Here is a 20920-nt window from a genome sequence, read left to right on the forward strand (position 1 = left end):
GATGGACGCCAACTATTTCGACCTGTCCGACGACACCCCCGTCTACGTCATCTCGGTGGCCGCGCAGCTCTCGGGACTGCACCCGCAGACGCTGAGGCAGTACGACCGGCTCGGACTGGTCAGGCCCGGCCGCACGGCCGGACGCGGCCGCCTTTACTCCACGCGCGACATCATCATGCTCCGCGAGGTCCAGCGCCTGTCCCAGGAAGAGGGCATCAACCTCGCCGGGATCAAGCGCATTCTCGAGCTTGAGAACGAGGCCCTGCGGCTGCGTGAGGAGGTTCACCGGCTCAGGGCCGAGATGCAGATGGTGAGAGCGCTGATCCGTTACGAGCTGCCACCGGGGGCGTAAGAACACATGGACTACAAGCTCACCCAGAAGAGCCAGGAGGCGCTTTCGGGGGCCATGCGGCGTGCCGCCGCGGAGGGCAACCCGGAGATCGCCCCGGCCCACCTGCTGACCACGCTGCTGGCCCAGACGGGCGGCACCGCCGTACCTCTGCTGGAGGCCGTCGGAGCCGACTGGAAGGCGGTGCGCGCGAAGTCGGAGGAGATGCTCGCGGCGCTGCCGAAGGCGCAGGGCGCCACGGTCTCGGCGCCGTCCAGCTCGCGCCAGTTGCTCACCGTGATCAACACGGCCGCGCAGCGCGCCAAGCGGCTGGAGGACGAGTACGTCTCGACCGAGCACCTGCTGGTCGCGCTGGCCGCCGACGGCGGCCAGGTCGCCGACCTGCTCAAGGCGCAGGGCGCCACGCCCGACGCGCTGCTCGACGCCTTCGAGAAGGTACGCGGCCACGCCCGCGTCACCAGCGAGACGCCCGAGGACACCTACAAGGCGCTGGAGAAGTACGGCGTCGACCTGACCGAGCGGGCCCGCGCGGGCAGGCTCGACCCGGTCATCGGCCGCGACTCGGAGATCCGGCGCGTCATCCAGGTGCTGTCACGGCGCACCAAGAACAACCCGGTCCTGATCGGCGAGCCCGGCGTGGGCAAGACCGCCGTCGTCGAGGGGCTGGCCCAGCGCATCGTGGCCGGCGACGTGCCGGAGTCGCTGCGCAACAAGCAGCTCATCTCGCTCGACCTGGGCGCGATGGTGGCGGGCGCGAAGTATCGGGGCGAGTTCGAGGAGCGGCTCAAGGCCGTGCTCTCCGAGATCAAGGAGAGCGACGGGCAGGTCGTGACCTTCATCGACGAGCTCCACACGGTCGTCGGCGCGGGAGCCGCCGAGGGCGCCATGGACGCGGGCAACATGCTCAAGCCGATGCTGGCCCGCGGCGAGCTGCGCATGATCGGCGCGACCACGCTCGACGAGTACCGCGAGCGCATCGAGAAGGACCCGGCGCTGGAGCGGCGCTTCCAGCAGGTCTACGTCGGCGAGCCGACGGTCGAGGACACCATCGCGATCCTGCGCGGGCTGAAGGGCCGCTACGAGGCCCACCACCAGGTCGTGATCGCCGACAGCGCGCTGGTCGCCGCCGCGGCGCTGTCCGACCGCTACATCACCAACCGCTTCCTGCCCGACAAGGCCATCGACCTGGTCGACGAGGCCGCCTCCCGGCTGCGCATGGAGATCGACTCGCGGCCGGTGGAGATCGACCAGCTCCAGCGCAACGTCGACCGCATGAAGATGGAGGAGCTCGCGCTCTCCAAGGAGACCGACGAGGCCAGCCAGGCGCGCCTGGAGCGGCTGCGCAAGGAGCTGGCCGACCGCCAGGAGGAGCTCAACGCCCTGGTCGGCCGCTGGGAGCGGGAGAAGGCCGGGCTCAACAAGGTCGGCGACCTGAAGAAGCAGCTCGACGAGGTACGCAGCAACGCCGAGCGTTTCCAGCGCGACGGCAACTACGCCGACGCCTCCCGGCTGCTCTACGACGAGGTCCCGAGGCTGGAGAAGGAGCTGGAGGTCGCCAGCGCCGCCGCCCAGGAGGCCGAGTCGCAGCCGATGGTCAAGGAGGAGGTCGGCGCCGACGACATCGCCGAGGTCATCTCCTCCTGGACCGGCATCCCCGCCGGACGCCTGCTGGAGGCCGAGACCGCCAAGCTGCTGCGCATGGAGGAGGAGCTCGGCCGCCGCCTCATCGGACAGACCCAGGCCGTCCAGGCCGTCTCCGACGCCGTACGGCGCAGCCGCGCCGGCATCGCCGACCCCGACCGGCCCACGGGCTCGTTCATGTTCCTGGGCCCGACCGGCGTCGGCAAGACCGAGCTGGCCAAGGCGCTGGCGGAGTTCCTGTTCGACGACGAGCGGGCGATGACCAGGATCGACATGAGCGAGTACTCCGAGAAGCACAGCGTGGCCAGGCTGGTCGGCGCGCCTCCCGGGTACGTCGGCTACGAGGAGGGCGGGCAGCTCACCGAGGCGGTGCGGCGGCGGCCGTACACGGTGGTGCTGCTGGACGAGGTCGAGAAGGCGCACCCCGAGGTCTTCGACATCCTGCTGCAGGTGCTCGACGACGGCCGGCTGACCGACGGGCAGGGGCGCACGGTCGACTTCCGCAACACGATCCTGATCCTGACCTCCAACATCGGCTCGCAGTTCCTGGTCGATCCGAAGCTGGAGAACGGCGCCAAGCGCGAGGCCGTGATGGGCGCGGTGCGCAACGCGTTCAAGCCGGAGTTCCTCAACCGGCTGGACGACGTGATCCTGTTCGACGCGCTCGGCTCGGAGGAACTGGGCCGGATCGTCGACCTGCAGATCGACCGGCTGGCCCACCGCCTGGCCGAGCGGCGCATCAGCCTCGACGTCACCGAGGCGGCGCGCGAGTGGCTGACGCTGACCGGCTACGACCCCATGTACGGCGCCCGGCCGCTGCGCCGGCTGGTGCAGTCGGCGATCGGCGACAAGCTCGCCAAGGAGGTGCTCTCTGGGGAGATCGTCGACGGCGACACGGTCCGCGTGGACCTGGGCGACGACGAGCTCACCGTGAGTCGCGCCGCCTGAGGTCAAAGCGGATCTCCGGCCGGGGCGGCCGGGTAAGGTCTGGCCCACCCTTCGGGCAAGCCCCTCTCCCTGCCCCGGCCGCGTGACTAGCTTCAGCGTTCGTCGGATCACCGAAAACGATCAGGGGGACGTGAAGTGTCATCTCGGAGCATCCGGAGCATCCTTGCGGTGGCCACTCTGACCACGGGGGTGAGCTGGCTGGTCGCGGGCCCCGCACTCGGGGCCGACCACTGCGCCGACAGGGTCGCGGCCCTGCGGGCGCCCACCACGGTGGCCTCGGTCTGTGAGGAAGTGCTCGACCTGCGCATGACCGGCAACTACGGCGAGAAGATGACCGCGCCCAAGGACAGCGACCTGGCCATGTCGGCCGAGACGCTGGCCAAGAAGGCGGGCCTGCCCGGCCTGTCGAAGGCGTCGGCGGTGCTGAGCCTGGCGGACCTGGGCGGCGTTGCCGCGGCCGCCGGCGCCCCGTCGATGCCCGCGGGCACGCCCGGCATGGCCGGGCTGAAGAGCGTGGCGAGCGTGCCCGACGCGCCCGACCTGCCGGGTCTGCCCAACGACCCGGCGCTGCCCGGCACGCTGGCGGCGCTGCCGCAGGTCGCGGGTGACGTGCCGGCGCTGCCCGACGCGTCCGGGCTGGCGTCCGCCGTGGAAGTCCCGATCACCCTGCCGAAGCCGGCCGAGGCCGTGAAGGACGAGGTCACCGGCACGCTGCCCAAGACGCCTGGCAAGGCGCTGGAGGCGGTGCGGGTGCCCGAGAGCAAGCCGGTGACCGGGGGGATCGCCGACCTGCTCAACGGCCTCAAGCTGAGCTGACCGCGCGGGCGGCGCGCGCCCGCCGTCCACGAGTAAGAAAGAGGGCCGCGACCTGCCAGGTCGCGGCCCTCGCTCGTGCCGGTGTCAGGACAGGCCGAGGCCCTGGGACACGCCCTGGCCGAGGTCCTTGTGGACGTTGCTCCAGTACTCCACGACGCGCTTCTTCGTCTCGGCGGTCACCTCGGGCGCGGAGGCGTGGCCGACGATGTTGGAGACCAGGTGCTCGCGGTCGGTCGGCGACAGCACGTTCTCCCACAGGGCGCGCGGCTGGCCGTAGTCGTCGTCCTCGGCGTGCAGCGTGTAGGCCGAGCGGATGATCTCGCCGGTGACGTGGTAGTCCGAGCCGGCGTAGGGGGCCGGGTCGGCGGCGGGGCCGTTCATGCTGTTGGGGGCGTAGACGGGGTCGCTCATGTTGCGGAAGGTCATCGGCCCGTCGAAGTTGTAGCTGTTCACCGGTACGGCCGGCGCGTTGACCGGCAGTTGCAGGTAGTTCGGGCCGATCCGGTAGCGGTGGGTGTCGGGGTAGGAGAACAGGCGCCCCTGGAGCATCTTGTCCGGCGAGGTGTCGATGCCGGGCACCAGGTTCGACGGCTCGAACGCGGCCTGCTCGACCTCGGCGAAGTAGTTGTCGGGGTTCCGGTTCAGCGTCATCGTGCCGATCGTGATCTCGGGGTAGTCGCCGTGCGGCCACACCTTGGTCAGGTCGAACGGGTTGAACCGGTAGTCGGCCGCCGCCTCGAACGGCATGACCTGCACGTTCACCGTCCAGGACGGGTGCTCGCCGCGCTTGATCGCCTCGTGCAGGTCGCGGATGTGGTGGTCGGGGTCGGCGGCGGCCATGGCGTCGGCCTCGGCGGCGGTGAGGTTCCTGATGCCCTGGTCGGTCTTGAAGTGGTACTTGATCCAGAACTTCTCGCCCACCTCGCTATACCAGAGGAACGTATGCGAGCCGAAGCCGTGCATGTTCCGCCAGCTCGCCGGGGTGCCGCGGTCGCTCATCAGGAACGTGACCTGGTGCGCCGACTCCGGCGAGAGCGTCCAGAAGTCCCACTGCATGTTGTTGTCGCGCAGATGGTTGTCGGCGCGGCGCTTCTGGCTGTGGATGAAGTCGGAGAACTTCTGCGGATCGCGGATGAAGAAGATCGGCGTGTTGTTGCCGACGAGGTCGTAGTTGCCGTCCTCGGTGTAGAACTTGATCGCGAAGCCGCGCGGGTCGCGGGCGGTGTCGGCGGAGCCCAGCTCGCCGGCCACGGTGGAGAAGCGCAGGAAGAGCGGCGTCTCCTTGCCCTTCTGGAACAGCTTGGCCTTGGTGAACTGGCTGACGTCCTCGGTGATCCGCAGCACGCCGTGCGCGCCACCGCCCTTGGCGTGCACCACGCGCTCCGGGACCCGCTCGCGGTTGAAGTGCGCCATCTTCTGGATCAGGTAGTGATCCTGAAGCAGCAGCGGGCCGTTCGGTCCGACGGACAGCGAGTGCTCGTCACTCGGCGCGGGGATGCCGGCGTCGTCGGTGCTGATTGGCCTGGTGGTCATCGCGAGGCCCTCCCGAGAAATCATCGCGTCGGGGCCCGTGACGGGCCCCATCTCCCCGCAACCTATGCCCTAAACACGAATGATTCAAGTAAAGGAGTCATCCAAGTTTTGATCTGACGAGGAAAAGAGACGACAACCCGGCCAGTACGGCCAGTCCCGCCAGCGCCACCGCCGTGGCCCCCTCGCCCTGGGCCATGAACAGCGTCCCGACCGTCGCCACCCCGATCACCTGGCCGAGCTGCATCACCGTGAGCAGCGCGCCGCTGGCGTCGGCCGCGTACTCGTCGGCGACCGACTGCGTGGCCAGGTTGGTGACCGCGATCTGCACGCCCAGCCCGCCGCCGATGAGCGCGCTCAGCACGGCGTACGGCCAGCCGCCCCCGCTGACCAGCCCGAGCCCGAAGTAGGCCGGAGCCGCCACCACGTACCCGAACGGCACCAGCGTCCGCTGCAACCTGGCCGGCAGCCGCGGCCACAGCAGCCCGACCCCGGCGAACGCCACCGCGCACGGCACCAGCATGAGTCCCGACATCAGCGGCGACAGGTGCAGCTCGCCCTGAAGGTGCAGCGCCGAGGTGAACAGGAAGGCGCCCCACGTCGCCGGCCCGAACAGCAGCACGCCGAGCCCCGGCCGCATGCCCGGCGCCCGCAGGACCGAGGCGTCCACCAGCGGCCGCCCCCCGCGGCCGGAGACCCACCGCTCCACGCGGACGAAGGCGAAGAAGACGACGGCGCTGAGCCCGATCGAGACCCAGCCCCACACCGGCCAGCCCAGCTCGCGGCCGAGCACGAGCGGCACGACGAACAGCAGAACGGCCGCCGACAGCGTGACCAGCCCGACCGGATCGAGGCCGGTACGCCCGCCGCCCCCGTCGGCCGGCAGCACGCGCAGCCCGGCGACCAGCAGAAGGGCCCCGATCGGGACCATCACCAGGAACAGCGCCCGCCAGCTCAGCCCGACCCCGAGCATGATCCCGCCGAGCGCCTGGCCGACCACGATGCCGCCGCTGACGACGGCCGACCACAGGCCCATCGCCCGGCCCCTGGCCGCGCCGTGGTAGTTGCGCTGGATGAGCGTGAGCACCTGGGGCATCATCAGCGCGGCGCCGGCGCCCTGCGCGAGCCGGAACACCACGAGCCACCCGGTGGTGGGCGCCAGGCCCGAGCCCAGCGTGGTCACGGTGAAGAAGGCGAGCCCGGCCAGGAAGGTGTTGCGGTAGCCGAACAGGTCGCCGACCCGCGCGCCGGTGATCAGCAGGACGGCGTAGACGATGGTGTAGCCCGCCACGATCATCTGCAGGCCCGCGCCGGAGGAGTGCAGGTCGCGCTCGATCGTGGGGATGGCGACGTTGACGATGTTGACGTTCAGAATGGCCAGGAACTGGCCCACCAGGATGATCGCCAGGAGGATGCCGCTGGTCTTCGTCCTTTCCTGTCGGGGGGCGAGGGCAGCAGTAGTCATGATGACCAGGTTGCGACAGACTGGATACCAGTAACGAGAGCCCATTTATACCGGTATTGGGGGTACCTGGTTATGAAGCGGACAGACCTCGCCGCCTACCTCCGCAGCCGTCGCGAGCGCATCACGCCCGACATGGCGGGACTGCCGCCGGGCACCCGCAGGCGTACTCCCGGGCTGCGCCGCGAGGAGGTCGCGCTGCTGGCCGGGGTCGGCGTGACCTGGTACACGTGGCTGGAGCAGGGACGCCCGATCAACGCCAGCATCCAGGTACTGGACGCCGTCGCCCGCACCCTCCAGCTCGACGCGGCCGAGCGGCTGCACCTGTTCCGGCTGGCCGGGCACCAGGATCCGGTGCCCGTCGTGGACTCCGGCCGGGTCACGCCGGAGATGCGGCAGATCCTCGACCAGCTCAGCCCGATCGCCGCCTGCATCGCGACCAGCCGGCACGACGTGCTCGCCTGGAACGCCGCGTACGCCGCCCTCTTCCCCGAGATCGCCCAGGGCGAGCCGAACACCCTGTGGCTCCTGTTCACCCGCGACGACCTGTCCACGCGGCTGGTCAACCGCGACGAGGAACTGGCCAGGGCGGTCGCCGTCTTCCGCGGGGCCTACAGCAGGCACGCGCACGATCCGTGCTGGAAGGAGTTCGCGGAGAAGCTCGTCGCGACCAGCCCGGAGTTCGCCCGGCTGTGGGCGCTCCAGGACGTGGCCGATCCCGGACGCCGCGACAAGCTCTTCGTCAACGACGCCGTCGGCGACCTGCACTTCACCACCACGAGCTTCAGCTGCGACGCGACCACCGAAACCCGCATGGTCGTCTATACCCCCGCGAACGAGACCACCCGCTCCGCAGTGGTGTGGTTGACCGCACATGCCCGCGAAACCGTCTGACATGGCATGCTCAATCCTTGATGTGTGGGATCGAGGAGAAGTAGCCATAGATGAGAATCAGCCCTGCCTTCCTGGCATTAGCCGTAACCATCACCGTGGCCGCCTGCTCCGCGACCCAGGCGGAGCCTGACAAGTCCCCGGCCCGCAAGACGATGCCGACCTCCCCCGAGGTGCCCACCAAGAAGGCGGTTGAGCGGGAGCCGTACACGATCTCCTTCGGCGGGGACGTGCACTTCGAGGGCGTCTTACGCGCCCGGCTGGACGGCAGCGCGCGCACCGCGTTCGGGCCGGTCGCGAAGGTGCTCAGCCGGTCCGACCTGGCCATGGTCAACCTGGAGACGGCGATCACCACGGGCGGGACCAAGGCGCCGGGCAAGCAGTTCACCTTCCGGGCGCCGCCCACGGCGTTCACCGCGCTGAAGGCGGCCGGGATCGACGTGGTCAGCATGGCCAACAACCACGGCATGGACTACATGCAGACCGGCCTGACCGACTCGCTGGCCGCGATCAAACGGGCGAAGTACCCGGTCGTGGGCATCGGCAGGAACGAGGACGCGGCCTACAAGCCGTGGCGCACCACGGTGAACGGCAACCGGGTCTCGATCATCGGCGCCACCCAGGTGCTGGACGACGAGTTCATCACCGCCTGGACCGCCACCGACAGCCAGGGCGGCCTGGCCTCGGCCAAGAACGAGGAGCGCCTGGTCCAGGAGGTCAGGAAGGCCCGCCGTACCTCTGACACCGTGATCGTCTACCTGCACTGGGGCACCGAGCGCATGACCTGCCCGAACCCGGCGCAGCGCGCGCTGGCCCCCAAGCTGGCCAAGGCGGGCGCGGACGTCATCGTCGGCGGCCACGCCCACGTCCTGCTCGGCAGCGGCTATCTCGGCAGGTCCTACGTCAACTACGGCCTGGGCAACTTCCTCTGGTACGGCAACAGCCCCAGCGGCGTCCTCACCCTGACGATCAACGGCCGCAAGGTCATCAAGGACCACTGGACCCCCGCCTCCATCCAGGGCGGCACGCCGATCCCCCTGACCGGCACGGCCCGCACCCAGGCCGTCGCCAGTTGGAAGGCGCTGCGCTCTTGCACAGGACTGTCCGCCCGTTAATCATTGGACCGTGCGTCTAATACCAGCCGGCGAGATACGGCTCGCGCTCTACGAGGAGGGCGAGCGGGATCACCCCACGATCCTGCTCGTCCACGGCTACCCCGACACCCACCGCGTCTGGGACGAGGTCGCCGCGCTGCTCAGCGACCGCTTCCACGTGGTCCGCTACGACGTGCGCGGCGCCGGGCGCTCAGGCGCCCCGCGCGACCGGCGCCACTACTCCTTCGACCACCTGGCCGCCGACCTCGCCGCGGTGCTCGACGAGATCGGCAAGCCGCGGGTCCACCTGGTCGGGCACGACTGGGGCTCGCTGCAGTGCTGGGAGGCGATCGGCCGGCCCGGCATCCGCGAGCGCGCCGCCTCCTTCACCACCTTCGGCGGCCCCGGCCTCGACCAGGCCGCCCACTTCCTGCGCTACGGCGGACGCCGCGAGGTCGCCGGGCAACTCGCCAGATCCTGGTACATCGGCGCCTTCCAGCTCCCCCTCCTGCCCGAGCTGGCCTGGCGCGGGCCGCTGCCCCGGGCGCTCGCCCGTTCGATGCGCCTGGCCGAGGGCATCGAACCCAGGCCGGGGCACCCCGCCGACACCCTCCAGCGCGACGGCCGCAACGGCCTGGGCCTCTACCGCCAGAACTTCCTCAACCGCCTGCGCGCCCCCGCCGACCCCGGCGTCGAGGTGCCGGTCCAGCTCATCGAGACCAGCCGCGACGTCTTCGTCTCGCCCAAGCTGCTGGCGTCGATGCGCCAGTGGGCGCCGGAGTTCTGGCACCGCAGGCTGGCCGCGGGGCACTGGGCGCAGCGCAGCCATCCCGAGGTCGTGGCCAGGATGATCGCCGAGTTCGCCGCGCACGTCGACGGCGGCGCCTCGACCCGCTCGCTGCGCCGCGACCGGGTGCGCGAGGGCCGCGGCGCCTACCGCGACCACCTGGTGGTCGTCACGGGGGCGGGCAGCGGCATCGGGCGGGCGACCGCGCGGGCCTTCGCCGCGCACGGGGCCGAGGTGGTCTGCGCCGACCTCGACCGCGAGGCGGCCGTGCGGGTCGCGGAGGGCATCGGCAAAGATTTCCGGCGTACGGCTCACGCCGTACAAGTCGACGTCGCCTCATCCACCGCCATGGAAGAGTTCGCCGGAAATATCGCGGAACAGTATGGCGTGCCGGATGTGGTGGTCAACAATGCGGGAATCGCCGTGGCCGGGCCGTTCCTTGACCATTCCCTCGACGATTGGCGGCGCACGCTCGACGTGAATCTCTGGGGCGTCATTCACGGCTGCCGCCTGTTCGCCCGCCAGATGGTCGAACGCGGCGAAGGCGGGCACATCGTCAACATCGCCTCGCTGGCCGCGTTCGTGGCGACGCGGGAGCTGCCCGCGTACTCGACGTCGAAGGCGGCGGTCAAGATGCTCGGCGACTGCCTGCGGGCCGAACTGGCTGGGCAGGGCATCGGCGTGACCACGGTCTGTCCCGGTTTCGTGTCCACGGCCATCGCGCGCAACGCCACCTATGTCGGGTCCGACCTGCGGGAGTCGGCCGAGCTGGGGCTCCAGCGGCGTGGGTATCCGCCGGAGCGGGTGGCGGCGCACATCCTGCGGGCCGTACACCGAAATGAGGCGGTTGTCCCGGTCAATGCGGAGGGGAAAATCGGATATGCGATGTCGCGGATCTCGCCCTCGGCCATGCGGGCTTTCGCCCGGTTATCCGGTGTCGTGAGAAATCCCGTCGTTGGACGGTAACGATCGCCCGCTTCGGGGGAAGATGGATTTCGTGTCCACCCCCGAAATTGACGACGACGGCTGCTCGCAGCCCCAGCCCCTGCGCCGCCGGCCCACCCAGCGACGCAGCACCCGCCGGGTGGAGCGCATGCTCGACGCGTGCGCGGCGCTGCTCGACGAGATCGGCTACGAGGCGCTGTCCACCACCCGCATCGCCGACCGCGCCGGAGTGGCGATCGGCTCGGTCTACCAGTTCTTCCCTGACAAGCGGGCCATCACCCAGGAGCTGACCAGGCGCAACGTGGAGCAGTTCGTCTCCAGGGTGGGCCGCAGGTTCATGGAGGAGGACTACCGCGGCTGGTGGGAGGCGGTCGACGCGATCATCGACGAGTACGTCGACATGCACAGGACCGTTCCAGGCTTCAAGAGCCTGCACTTCGGCGACGCGGTCGACCTCAACCTGCTCGACGTCGACATCGACAACAACGCGGTCATCGCGGGCCGGCTGCGCGGGCTCCTCCTCAAGGAGTACGGCCTGGCCGACAGCGACGAACTCGACATCGGGGTGCTGGTGGCGGTGGAGGCAGGCGACGCGGTCCTCAAGCTGGCCTTCCGCCGCGACCCCGACGGCTCACCCGAGCTGATCGACGCCGCCAAGCAGATGGTCCGCGGCTACCTCTCCCGCCAACTCCGCCACCTGTCACCCCAAAGCGACACTTAACTCACCGCCCCCTTGGTCCGGCGACCCACGGCCTTGGGCACGCATCCCCAACCTCGGCCCCCACCCTTGGGGCAGACCCCGACCCCGGCCTCCGCCCATGCCCTGGACTCCTACAGCCCGCGCGCCAGAGCGGCCCCCGCTCCCGGCCGCCGCCCTGGTCCCTCTGGGCCCACGCCCTTGACCCCGCCGCGCCTCTGGCCACTCCGGCGCCCCGTCTCGGCCCTGCCTTGGGCTGTCCCGGCTCTGCTCTCCGGCCCTTGGGTTGACCTCCGGTGGCCCTTTCCCAGGCGTTCCAGGGTTGTGCCCTTGGTCAGGTGGCCGCTGGTGGGGTTACTCGGGTAGCCAGGCGGGGGGTGGGACCACCGGGGGGCGTTCGCGCTTTCGTGGTTTGAAGTCAGGTTTGTACTCGGGTGCCGGGACGAAGGCCGCCGGGGCGGGACGCTCGCGTACCGGCTTGACGGGCTGGAGTTCGCACGGCGCGGGGTAGGAGATGGGTCTGGTCTCGCGGGCCAGGCGGGCGTTCAGGCGCGCCTCCTGGGCATGCAGCTGACGCTCGGCCGCCTCGATCGACTCGACGCGGGCGGACAGGTAGCCGGCGGCTCCGGGGATGAGCGCGGACAGCACCACCGCACACGCCAGCGAGAAGGTCACCTGCTTGGACAAGCCCATCACAGCCCCCTCCGTCGCGGTTCGCGCGACGGCTATATGCCCTGCCGCCTGGGACAACACGCGGACTGTGACCAGAGTTGTACCAGGCGTTACTCAATCTGTGCGTGTCCCGCCCTGCGTATTGCCCAGCAAAGACACCGGCTCGCTCGGTAGTCTCGGCGGTGTGGCGTATGTGACCCGTGAGCACCTTGATCGCCTGCTTGAGCGGGCCCTCCTGGCAGACGACCACAGCTCGCTGGCCAGGCAGCTCGACGAGCTCGCCCATGAGTACTCCGAGGGCGACGTCTCCCGAGCCTCCATCCTGGTCCTTGCTGCCGAGGAGTGGCGCGCGGCCGGGCAGCCGGCGCGTGCGATGGACTGTTTCCAGCGCGCGCTGGAAGACGGCGGTGAGGCCAGTATCGATCCGCGCGCCGGGATCGCCGACACGCTCTTCGAACTGGAGCGTCCCGACGAGGCCCGCGAGATCATCGAAGCCCTGCGCGCCGAGCCGGACATCCAGCCGGCCACCGCCCACAACATCGCCGAAACCCTGGTCGCCTACGGCGACCTGAGGGGCGGCTTGGAGTGGGCCACGCAGGCGGTGCTGTCGTGCGACCAGGACGACCCAGAACACGTCGCCCTCCTCCGCACCCGCTACCGCATCAGGGTGGACCTGGGCCTCCCAGAAGACGACCTGGACGCCCTCGTGTCCTAACCCGTTCCCCGCTCGCTCCCACCCGGAGGTCACGCGCCCCCGGCCGCACCCCCTGCCCGTCCCGCGCCACCACCCCCATCCAGGGGTACGCGCGCTCGGCGACATGCCCCGGCACTCTGGTCCAGGGGCCAGAGGCGCCCATGCGGGTAGCCGGGCCCCGTCGGAGCGCCCCAGGCCTCGCCCAGGGCAGACGTGCCGGTCCGAGGTTGTGCCCAGGCGCGCCGGACAGCCGGTGGAAGGCGAGCAGGGCGGTTGCCAAGGCGCGGGCTCACAGGGCAACCCCAGGGCGGCGGGCTCGGAGGTGGCCGGAGGTGGCCGGCGGAAGGCGCGTGGAGCGGCGGGCAAGGGCGGCCACGGGGCGCTTGCAAGAGGGCTGGCGAGTGGCGGCCGGGTGGCGCGGGCGCGGCGGGCGAGGGCGGCCCACGGGCCTGCAAGAGGGCTGGCGGCCGGTGGCGGGGGCGGCGGGCTCGCGGGGTGCCTGGGGGGAGGTCGGGTGGGGGCGCGGGAGGTGAGGGGTTTTGTGCCGCAGAAAGGGGCTTGGGCCGCGGTGGGGGTTTCCTTACCAGCCACCAGGGCGCGGGCATGGTGGCGGCGGCAGGGGGTGCGCGGGGGTGTCCAGGTCGAAGCTTGGCAACAGATCAGGAGTCCCCATTGCCGGAGATGACCTTGGTTGTGCCATGATTGTTTTCGTCTTCGTGCCGGGCTGGTCGGAGACAACGAATGGGCTGGTCAGAGCCCTTTTCGGAGCGGTCCTGTAGGTTGTGGTCAGCAACGTGCACGGGCCGCTCTGAACTATGCGCCTACAGCGAGCGCGTCGATGTCGAATTCACCGGCACGGACACCGAGGGTGAAGGCGTCCCACTCCTCAGGAGTGAAGACCAGGACCGGGCCGTCCTGCTCCTTGCTGTCCCTCAGCGCGACGTTCCCGTCGGCCAGACGCGCGAATTCAACACACGCGGAATTGCCGTTGCAGAAACGGCTCTTCCGCCAGGCGGGCGTGACGTCCATTGGTTGTTCCTTATCCTGAATAGCGCTTCAACAACCCCTTTGGTGTTGATTGCGCTTGCAGTGGCCCTACCGCCACTGCATGATCTTGCGTTGGATCAGTACCCGAGACTCGTCCTCGGACAGAGCCGTGGATCGGAGATGCTCGAACGCCCGCTCGTAGTCAGACACGAGGTCCAGTGCTTCCACGAAGCGAGCCCCGTAGAGCGACTCCAAGTAAACAGCATCATCGAGGTCCAGGAACTTGAGATGGACGAAGGCGCCCGTGTTGACGGGATGCTCGCCGTCCAGCGGCAACACCTGGACACCCACGTGAGGAAGCAGGGACATCTCCAGGAGGTGTCCGAGCTGCTCACGCATCACCGACGGCTCGCCGAAACGCCGCGTGAGCACGGATTCGTCCAGCACGACGAAGAGCTCGGCCGGATCGGATCTGTGCAGGACACGCTGCTGCCTGTCGAGGCGGGCCTCGACCCGGCTACGGACACCGCTGTGCGTGATGCGCGCGATGCCTCGGGTCGCCAGGATGACCTCCCTGGCGTAGTCCTCGGTCTGCAGGAGGCCCGGCACCAGCTGGGGTTCCCAGCCGCGATGAGCGGTGGCCTCCGCTTCCAGCCCCAGGAATGTCGTGTATTCCGAGGGCAGGGCGTCCTCGTAATCCTCCCACCAGCCGCGCTGGTCGGCATCCCTTAGGAGCCCCAGCAGTTCGTCGAGTTTGCCGGAGTCGACCTTGAACAGCCGGGCCATCGCCTCGATGTCCTCGGTACTCGGCATGGTCTTGGAGGACTCGATCCTCGACACCTTGCTGGGCGACCATCCGAGTCGCTCGGCGGTCTTGGCCCCCGTCAGTTTCCGGCGCTCACGAAGGAGACGCAGCTCCTGGCCTAGCCTGAGCCTGCGGACAGTCGGGCTGCCCTGCTCTGATGGCACCGTCCACTCTCCTCATTGGGAATGAAGGTGTAGCGGTAGAGGACCGTTTGGAGCCCGAATTTCTGGGCCGTTCACCCAATCTTACACTGCAACTTGCACGTGTAGTGCCACTTGGGCTTGCTCAAAGAGTTCCATGGGAGGACGGTGGAGGCAAGAACCTTAGCTGTTGCTCCTCGGAGTCCACGGTGCAGCCTTCGACAGTTCTCGTGCAAGTTGCACCGCAAGCCGGGCAGCAAGATGCGAAGAAACGTAAATCTTCTCTTGCTTGAAGTATTGCAGCAGAAACGGTCCGGGAGGACGATCAGGCCAGGAGGAGATGACGAGGGAAAAGGGAGGCCGAGATGGACGTACGGCCCCGCACCCCGCATCTCCCGCTGAACGCGCGCGGCCATGGCCGCTCCACCGGCAACGTCGCCGTCCCGGACACGTGGAATGACACCAGGGAGGCCGATTGCCGGAAGGACACCGAACGCAAGTAGCGCCGCGTCGAAGCTCGTTCGAGCACAGAAATGCCGGACCGAAGCTGACCGCCAACCCGCCGCTCAAGGGCTGCCACCCTGCGACGACCCGGCTGCAGCACTCGGCCCGGCGTAAGAAGCCACCTCGAGTAATGCCGCGAAAGGGGTCTTCTATGTACTCACAAGGTACCAAGGGGCTGAGCCGAATCAAGTCCCGGATCCAGGAACTCATCGCGTGGGCCGACCGGGAAATCTGCATGGAGCCAGACGAGTTCGCCCACCGGCGAGGCTGGACCGTGGCCAGGACCGGCTTCGGGGCACGCCGTTACCGCGACCCACGCTTCGACCAGCTCAAGGTCACGGCCAAAGTTCCAGAGGAGGTGTCCTAGATGTCCCCCAGAAACCCCAGGAACCAGATCTACCCGGGATACGAGGACCTTCCTCCGGCCGGGCGCCCGGGCATCCTCACGGCCCTGTGGCGGGTTCGCACCGAGCTCCTGCTGATCGCCGCACTCGCCCTGTTCGTCCTGGCGGTGCTCGCCGCCACCCAGGACGGCACCTGGCTGCCCTTCATCATGCTGAGCAGCGCCGTCTCCGTCCCCGCCGCCACCCGTTACGGGCGGGGCTGGTTCGTGGGCCACTTCTGGTGCGTGGTGACCAGGCACCGGCTGCAGCGGACCTGCCTGGAGACCACCATGCACACCAGGGCGGGCCGCATCCCCCTGGTCCTGTGGATCACGCCGACCGTCACCGGCGAGAAGGCGCTCGTCATGACCAGGGCGGGCATCTCCGCCGAGGAGTTCGAGGCCTACGCCGAGGAGATCGCGGCGGCCTGCTGGGCACGCAGCGCCCGGGTCTACCGGCACCGCAAGTGGGCCAGCCTGCTCATCGTCGAGACCGTCCGCAGGGACGGGGTCCCGGGGGCCGCCTCCCCCGGGCTCGACCGCCTCTACGGCCGGCGAGCCTGGGTCAGCCTCGGCCCCGACGTCGAGGAGCCGCCTGATCTTCCCAGGACCCTCCTGCTGCCCCAGATGGGCTGAACGCCCCAGGCGGGCCCAAAGCCCCAGGTGGGCTGAAACAACAAGCAAGCCCCGGAGACCGCGGGGGCTCCGGGGCTTCCGCCCCACAAAGCCCGCCCAGGGTTTTGTGGGGCTTTCGCTGTCACGACTTGGGGTCTTCACGACGGGACGGCAAGAGGACAAGATGAGTCTAGATGGCGAACTCAGGAGTACTCATGACGACCGTGCACCGTACCTGCCCGCTCTGCGAAGCCGTCTGCGGCCTGAGCCTGACCCTCGACGACGGCGGGCACGTGACGAGCGTGCGCGGTGACAAGGAGGACCCGTTCAGCAAGGGCTTCATCTGTCCCAAGGGTGCGAGCCTGGGCAAGCTGGACGAGGACCCGGACCGGCTGACCCGTCCGCTCGTGCGCGAGGGCGAGTTGTGGCGGGAGGTCGGCTGGGACGAGGCGTTCGCGGTGGTCCAGGAGGGTTTCGCCAGGGTCACCGAGGCGCACGGGCGCGAGGCGTTCGGCGTCTACCTGGGCAACCCCAACGCCCACACGATGGCCGGCGCCCTCTACGCCGCCCCGATGATCCGCGCGCTCGGCACCCGCAACGTCTTCTCCGCCAGCACCGCCGACCAGATGCCCAAGCACGTGTCCAGCGGCCTGATGTTCGGCCATCCGCTCAGCATCCCGGTGCCCGACCTCGACCGCACCGACTACCTGCTCATGCTCGGCGCCAACCCGCTGGACTCCAACGGCTCCCTCTGCACCGCCCCCGACTTCCCCGGCCGCCTCAAGGCCCTGCGCGGGCGCGGCGGCCGCCTGGTCGTCGTCGACCCGCGCCGCACCAGGACGGCCGCGCTGGCCGACGAGCACGTCTTCATCCGCCCCGGCACCGACGCGTACCTGCTGTTCGGGATCGTCCACACGCTGCTGGCCGAGGGGCTGACCGACGTGCGGCAGGAGGTCAACGGGCTGGCCGAGCTGACGCGGGCGGCCAAGGACTTCGCTCCCGACGTCGTGGCCCGCCGCACGGGCGTGCCCGCGGAGGTGATCGTACGGCTGGCCCGCGAGCTGGCCGGAGCCCCCACGGCCGCGGTCTACGCGCGCATCGGCACCTGCACGGCCGAGTTCGGCACGCTGGCCCAGTGGCTGGTGGACGTGGTCAACGTGCTGACCGGCAACCTCGACCGGCCGGGCGGCGTCATGTTCCCGATGCCGGCGACGGAGGGCGGGCGGCGGCGCAAGCCGTACCAGACGGGGAGGTGGCGCAGTCGCGTCAGGGACCTGCCGGAGGCGAACGGCGAGCTGCCCGTGGCGACGCTCGCCGACGAGATCGAGACGCCGGGGCAGGGGCAGATCCGGTGCATGGTGACGGTGGCCGGCAATCCGGTGCTGTCGGCGCCGAACGGCGGGCGGCTGGACACGGCGCTGGCGGATCTGGCGTTCATGGTGAGCGTGGATCCTTACCTGAACGAGACGACGAAGCACGCGCACGTCATCCTGCCGCCGCCCAGGGTGCTGCAGGCGGGGCACTACGACTTCGCGCTGCTCGGCTTCGCGGTGCGCAACTACACGCGGTACTCGCGGCCGCTGCTGCCGCTGGCCGACCGGCCCTCCGAGGGCATGATCCTGGCCAGGCTGGCGGTGCTCGCCTCCGGGCTGGACGGCGACCTGGACGCGTTCATCATCGCGCAGACGCTGGAGAAGGCGGTGGGGACGGCCGGCTCCGGCGTGGAGGGCAGGGACCCGGGCGAGCTGGCGGCGCTGCTGGACGGCGAGTCGGGCGCCGAGCGGCGGCTGGACATGATGCTGCGGCTCGGCCCGTACGGCGAGTGGTCGGGGCGCGGCGACCTGTCGCTGCGCAAGCTGCTGGACAACCCGCACGGCCTGGACCTCGGCCCGCTGGAGCCCCGGCTTCCCGACCTGCTGACGACCGCGTCGGGGCGGGTCGAGCTGGCGCCGCCGCAGCTCCTCGACGACGTCGAACGGCTGCGCGACGGCCTGGGCGCGCAGCCACCGGGGTTCGTGCTGATCGGCCGCAGGCACCTGCGCTCGAACAACAGCTGGATGCACAACGTCGCGCCGCTGGTCGGCGGCAGCAACCTGTGCACGCTGCAGATCAACCCGGCGGACGTGGACCGGCTCGGCCTGGACGGCTACGCCACGGTCAGGTCGGCGACCGGCGAGCTGACCGTGCCGCTGGAGCCGACCGACACGATCATGCCGGGGGTTGTGAGCCTGCCTCACGGCTGGGGCCACGCGGGCAGCACACAGAGCGTGGCGGCCGAACACCCGGGAGTGAGCGCGAACACGCTCACCGACGAGTCCACCTTGGATTTGCCGTCCGGAAACGCAGTGTTCAACGGGGTTCCGGTCACGATTTTGCCAACCGGTGTGATCACCGCACATTAGGGTGTCGCGCGTGACTATCGCGCCAGAAGAGGACCGCCTGAACGCCCAGATCGCCTTCGCCATCGAGATCGACAAGTTGAAGCGGGTGATCCGCCGCAACCATCTCATGGATGGTTCGCGGAGGGAGAACGACGCCGAACACTCCTGGTACGTCGGAATCCTGGCCATGATCTTGGGAGAGCACGCCCCGGCGGGCACCGACATCCAGCGCGTGGTCGCGATGCTGCTCGTGCACGACCTGGTCGAGATCGACGCGGGCGACACCTTCATCTACGACGCCGAGGCGGTGGCGGCGCAGGCCGACGCCGAGCGGGCCGCCGCCGACCGGATCTTCTCCATGCTGCCGGACGAGCAGGGCGCGGAGTTGCGGGCGCTGTGGGAGGAGTTCGAGGCCAGGCAGACGGTGGAGGCGCGCTTCGCCAAGGCGCTCGACCGGTTCGCGCCGATCCTGGCCAACCACCACACCGAGGGCGGCACGTGGCCGTTGTTCAAGGTCAAGGCGTCGCAGGTGCGGGAGAAGGTGCGCATCATCGAGGAGGGCTCGGCCTCGCTGGGCGCGTACGCGCTGGAGTTGGTGGCGCTCTCGGTCGCCAGGGGGCACCTGGCCGAGTGACCGGCGCGCGCCCGGGGTAGGGCACTTGTCGTGAAAGAGACAGTACGCGCGAGACGTCGGCACTTGCGGCGTTTCGTGGGGCCGGTCGACCTGGCCGACCGGCTTGAGAAGACCAGAGCCCTGGACGAGCCGATCCGGGTGCTGGCGAAGGCCGTACGTGAGAAGGTCGGGCCCGGCCGGCTGCGCGACCTGCTCCACGGCGTGCCCACGGGCAAGCCGCTGCACCCACCGCTGGCCACGGCGACGCTCGGCTGCTGGCTGTCGGCGACCGTCCTGGACGTGGCCGGCGCCGACCGGCGGGCGGTCCGGCTGCTGCTGGCGGCGGGAGTCGCGGGCGCGCTGCCCACCGCCGCGGCGGGGCTGACCGACTGGTCCTCGCTGCACCGGGAGCAGCAGCGGGTGGGGTTCGTGCACCTGCTGGCCAACGTCGGCGCGCTCGGGCTGTTCTCCGCCTCGCTGCTGGCGCGGCTGCGCGGCCACGACCGGGGCGGGCGGATCCTGTCGCTGCTCGGGCTGGGCGCGGCGGGCGTGGGCGGCTACCTCGGCGGCCATCTCGCCTACCGGCAGGCCGCGGGCGCCAACCACGCGCCGCAGGTCGCCCACCTGGTGCCGCTCGGCTGGCACGACCTCTGCCTGCTCAAGGACCTACCGCACGGGCGGCCGGTCGCGCGCCGGCTCGGCTACATCCAGTTGTTCGTGCTGCGCTCCGGCGAGTCGGTGACGGTCATGGCCGACCGCTGCCCGCACCTGGCGGGCCCGCTGCACCAGGGCAGGCTGGTCGTGGAGGACGGCGAGGCCTGCGTGGTCTGCCCCTGGCACGGCAGCACGTTCCGCCTCGGCGACGGCTCCGTCAAGCACGGCCCGGCGACCGCGCCCGCGCCCGCGTTCGAGACCAGGATCAGGCGCGACGGCACCATCCAGGTACGCCCGGGAGGTTGACGTAAAGCTTGCTTGAGGTTCTACGGTCCATTCATGTGCGAGATTCTGGTGACCGGGGCCTCAGGGAACGTCGGCCGGCACGTCCACGCCTCGCTGAGCGCGGCGGGAGTGCCCGTGTGCGGGGTGTCCAGGAAGGACGCCGACCTGCTCGATCCGGCGAGCCTCGAACCTCTCCTCGACCGGGTGGAGACGGTCTTCCTCGTGTGGCCCGAGCCGAGCGCCGAGCGGGCGGCGCCGGTGATCGAGCTGATCGCGGAGTACGCGCGCCGCGTGGTCTACCTCTCGGCCCACGCGCCCACGCCCACCTTCCACACCGACGTCGAACGGCTGATCGAGCATTCCGGACTGGGCTGGACGTTCCTGCGGGCCACCGGTTTCGCGGTCAACACCCTGGCTCTCGCCGACCAGGTGCGCAGCGGGGTGGTGCGCGGGCCGTACGGGATGGCCAGGAGGTCGTTGATCCACGAGAAGGACGTGGCGGCGGTCGCCACGCACGTGCTGGCCTCGGCGGGGCACGGCGGCGTACGTTACGTGCTCAGCGGGCCCGAGGCGCTCACCCAGATCGAGCAGGTACGCATCCTCGGCGAGACCGTGGGCCGGGAGGTGCGGTGGGAGGAGGCGTGCGCGGGCGGGGCGGAGGCGGTCAACGCCTGTGGGGCGTTCGTGGAGTCACCGGAGACGGTGACCAACACCGTGCGGGTGCTGACCGGCAGGGAGCCCCGGTCGTTCCGTGAGTGGGCACGCGATCACGCGGACGCCTTCCGCTGATCGGCGGGGTGCTCGACCAGGGCGAGGATGCGGCTGGACATGAACCGGGCGGTGCGTACGGCACTGCCGCTCCTGGTCACCTCGCTGACCTCGACCAGACCTCGGCGGGTGGCCACCTCGACCCTGCGGCCGGCGCGGGTGGCCTTGACTTCGTAGGTACGCGGGGTTCCCCCGGCGTCGATGACGATCTCTACCCAGTCACCCTTCATGTCTGGATTTATACCCAGAAAGGCCGATTT

General features: G+C 70.0%; 21 protein-coding genes. 15 read left to right on the forward strand and 6 right to left on the reverse strand.

Annotated elements, in window-relative coordinates; translation table 11 throughout:
• Position 1: 1 nt before the first annotated feature.
• The 3 genes from ACIBEJ_RS19595 to ACIBEJ_RS19605 all read left to right on the forward strand — a co-directional run bounded on the left by ACIBEJ_RS19595 (position 2) and on the right by ACIBEJ_RS19605 (position 3754).
• Positions 2-352 (forward strand): heat shock protein transcriptional repressor HspR, encoded by a 351-nt coding sequence (locus ACIBEJ_RS19595; RefSeq protein ID WP_397184141.1) that lies wholly within the window; start codon positions 2-4, stop codon positions 350-352.
• Positions 353-358: 6 nt separating this feature from the next.
• Positions 359-2938, forward strand: a complete 2580-nt coding sequence (gene clpB / locus ACIBEJ_RS19600; protein WP_397184142.1) for an ATP-dependent chaperone ClpB — start codon at positions 359-361, stop codon at positions 2936-2938.
• A gap of 168 nt (positions 2939-3106) precedes the next feature.
• Positions 3107-3754 (forward strand): hypothetical protein, encoded by a 648-nt coding sequence (locus ACIBEJ_RS19605; protein WP_397184143.1) that lies wholly within the window; start codon positions 3107-3109, stop codon positions 3752-3754.
• An 84-nt stretch (positions 3755-3838) separates the two neighbouring features.
• Here the strand turns inward: ACIBEJ_RS19605 and ACIBEJ_RS19610 are convergent, their stop codons facing one another.
• Positions 3839-5287, reverse strand: coding sequence for a catalase (locus ACIBEJ_RS19610; protein ID WP_397184144.1), 1449 nt, complete (start codon positions 5285-5287; stop codon positions 3839-3841).
• A gap of 97 nt (positions 5288-5384) precedes the next feature.
• Positions 5385-6749 (reverse strand): MFS transporter, encoded by a 1365-nt coding sequence (locus ACIBEJ_RS19615; protein ID WP_397184145.1) that lies wholly within the window; start codon positions 6747-6749, stop codon positions 5385-5387.
• A gap of 72 nt (positions 6750-6821) precedes the next feature.
• On the opposite strand from ACIBEJ_RS19615, the gene ACIBEJ_RS19620 reads away from it, so the two are divergent.
• The 4 genes from ACIBEJ_RS19620 to ACIBEJ_RS19635 are packed head-to-tail and all read left to right on the forward strand — an operon-like array spanning position 6822 to position 11184.
• Positions 6822-7640, forward strand: a complete 819-nt coding sequence (locus ACIBEJ_RS19620) for a helix-turn-helix transcriptional regulator (protein ID WP_397184146.1) — start codon at positions 6822-6824, stop codon at positions 7638-7640.
• 50 nt (positions 7641-7690) lie between these two features.
• On the forward strand, positions 7691-8752 hold the full coding sequence (locus ACIBEJ_RS19625) for a CapA family protein (protein WP_397184147.1): 1062 nt from the start codon (positions 7691-7693) through the stop codon (positions 8750-8752).
• Between the two features lie 10 nt (positions 8753-8762).
• Positions 8763-10484 carry an SDR family oxidoreductase gene (locus ACIBEJ_RS19630; RefSeq protein WP_397184148.1) on the forward strand — a complete coding sequence of 574 codons (1722 nt, stop codon included), beginning with the start codon at positions 8763-8765 and terminating at the stop codon, positions 10482-10484.
• 31 nt (positions 10485-10515) lie between these two features.
• The gene (locus ACIBEJ_RS19635; RefSeq protein WP_397184149.1) at positions 10516-11184 is read left to right on the forward strand and encodes a TetR family transcriptional regulator; all 669 of its coding nucleotides are present in this window, start codon (positions 10516-10518) and stop codon (positions 11182-11184) included.
• A 330-nt stretch (positions 11185-11514) separates the two neighbouring features.
• On the opposite strand, the gene ACIBEJ_RS19640 is transcribed toward ACIBEJ_RS19635, so the two are convergent.
• A complete protein-coding gene (locus ACIBEJ_RS19640) occupies positions 11515-11856 on the reverse strand; it encodes a hypothetical protein (protein WP_397184150.1) in 342 nt (113 codons plus the stop codon).
• A gap of 160 nt (positions 11857-12016) precedes the next feature.
• On the opposite strand from ACIBEJ_RS19640, the gene ACIBEJ_RS19645 reads away from it, so the two are divergent.
• Entirely contained in the window at positions 12017-12547 is a 531-nt protein-coding gene (locus ACIBEJ_RS19645; RefSeq protein ID WP_397184151.1) for a tetratricopeptide repeat protein, read from the forward strand.
• Between the two features lie 792 nt (positions 12548-13339).
• Here ACIBEJ_RS19645 and ACIBEJ_RS19650 read toward each other — a convergent pair.
• Both ACIBEJ_RS19650 and ACIBEJ_RS19655 read right to left on the reverse strand, forming a co-directional pair.
• Positions 13340-13555, reverse strand: coding sequence for a DUF397 domain-containing protein (locus ACIBEJ_RS19650; RefSeq protein WP_397184152.1), 216 nt, complete (start codon positions 13553-13555; stop codon positions 13340-13342).
• A gap of 66 nt (positions 13556-13621) precedes the next feature.
• A complete protein-coding gene (locus tag ACIBEJ_RS19655) occupies positions 13622-14482 on the reverse strand; it encodes a helix-turn-helix domain-containing protein (RefSeq protein WP_397184153.1) in 861 nt (286 codons plus the stop codon).
• A 341-nt stretch (positions 14483-14823) separates the two neighbouring features.
• On the opposite strand from ACIBEJ_RS19655, the gene ACIBEJ_RS19660 reads away from it, so the two are divergent.
• From ACIBEJ_RS19660 to ACIBEJ_RS19690, 7 genes are all read left to right on the forward strand, one after another.
• Entirely contained in the window at positions 14824-14961 is a 138-nt protein-coding gene (locus ACIBEJ_RS19660) for a hypothetical protein (protein ID WP_397184154.1), read from the forward strand.
• Positions 14962-15197: 236 nt separating this feature from the next.
• Complete coding sequence (locus ACIBEJ_RS19665; protein WP_397184155.1) at positions 15198-15329, forward strand: hypothetical protein; 132 nt, start codon at positions 15198-15200, stop codon at positions 15327-15329.
• Positions 15330-15980: a hypothetical protein gene (locus ACIBEJ_RS19670; RefSeq protein ID WP_397184156.1), complete on the forward strand. Its 651-nt coding sequence runs from the start codon at positions 15330-15332 to the stop codon at positions 15978-15980. It abuts the gene before it with no gap.
• A 194-nt stretch (positions 15981-16174) separates the two neighbouring features.
• Positions 16175-18361: a molybdopterin-dependent oxidoreductase gene (locus ACIBEJ_RS19675; protein WP_397184157.1), complete on the forward strand. Its 2187-nt coding sequence runs from the start codon at positions 16175-16177 to the stop codon at positions 18359-18361.
• 1 nt (position 18362) lies between these two features.
• Positions 18363-18974 carry an HD family hydrolase gene (locus ACIBEJ_RS19680; protein ID WP_397184158.1) on the forward strand — a complete coding sequence of 204 codons (612 nt, stop codon included), beginning with the start codon at positions 18363-18365 and terminating at the stop codon, positions 18972-18974.
• 63 nt (positions 18975-19037) lie between these two features.
• On the forward strand, positions 19038-19913 hold the full coding sequence (locus ACIBEJ_RS19685; protein ID WP_397184159.1) for a Rieske 2Fe-2S domain-containing protein: 876 nt from the start codon (positions 19038-19040) through the stop codon (positions 19911-19913).
• Positions 19914-19946: 33 nt separating this feature from the next.
• Entirely contained in the window at positions 19947-20681 is a 735-nt protein-coding gene (locus ACIBEJ_RS19690; RefSeq protein ID WP_397184160.1) for an SDR family oxidoreductase, read from the forward strand.
• On the opposite strand, the gene ACIBEJ_RS19695 is transcribed toward ACIBEJ_RS19690, so the two are convergent.
• Positions 20660-20890, reverse strand: coding sequence for a hypothetical protein (locus ACIBEJ_RS19695; RefSeq protein WP_184958722.1), 231 nt, complete (start codon positions 20888-20890; stop codon positions 20660-20662). The two genes, ACIBEJ_RS19690 and ACIBEJ_RS19695, sit on opposite strands and share 22 nt — an antisense overlap.
• Positions 20891-20920: the final 30 nt, after the last annotated feature.

Source organism: Nonomuraea sp. NPDC050790 (assembly GCF_044456745.1).
Taxonomy (GTDB): Bacteria; Actinomycetota; Actinomycetes; order Streptosporangiales; family Streptosporangiaceae; genus Nonomuraea.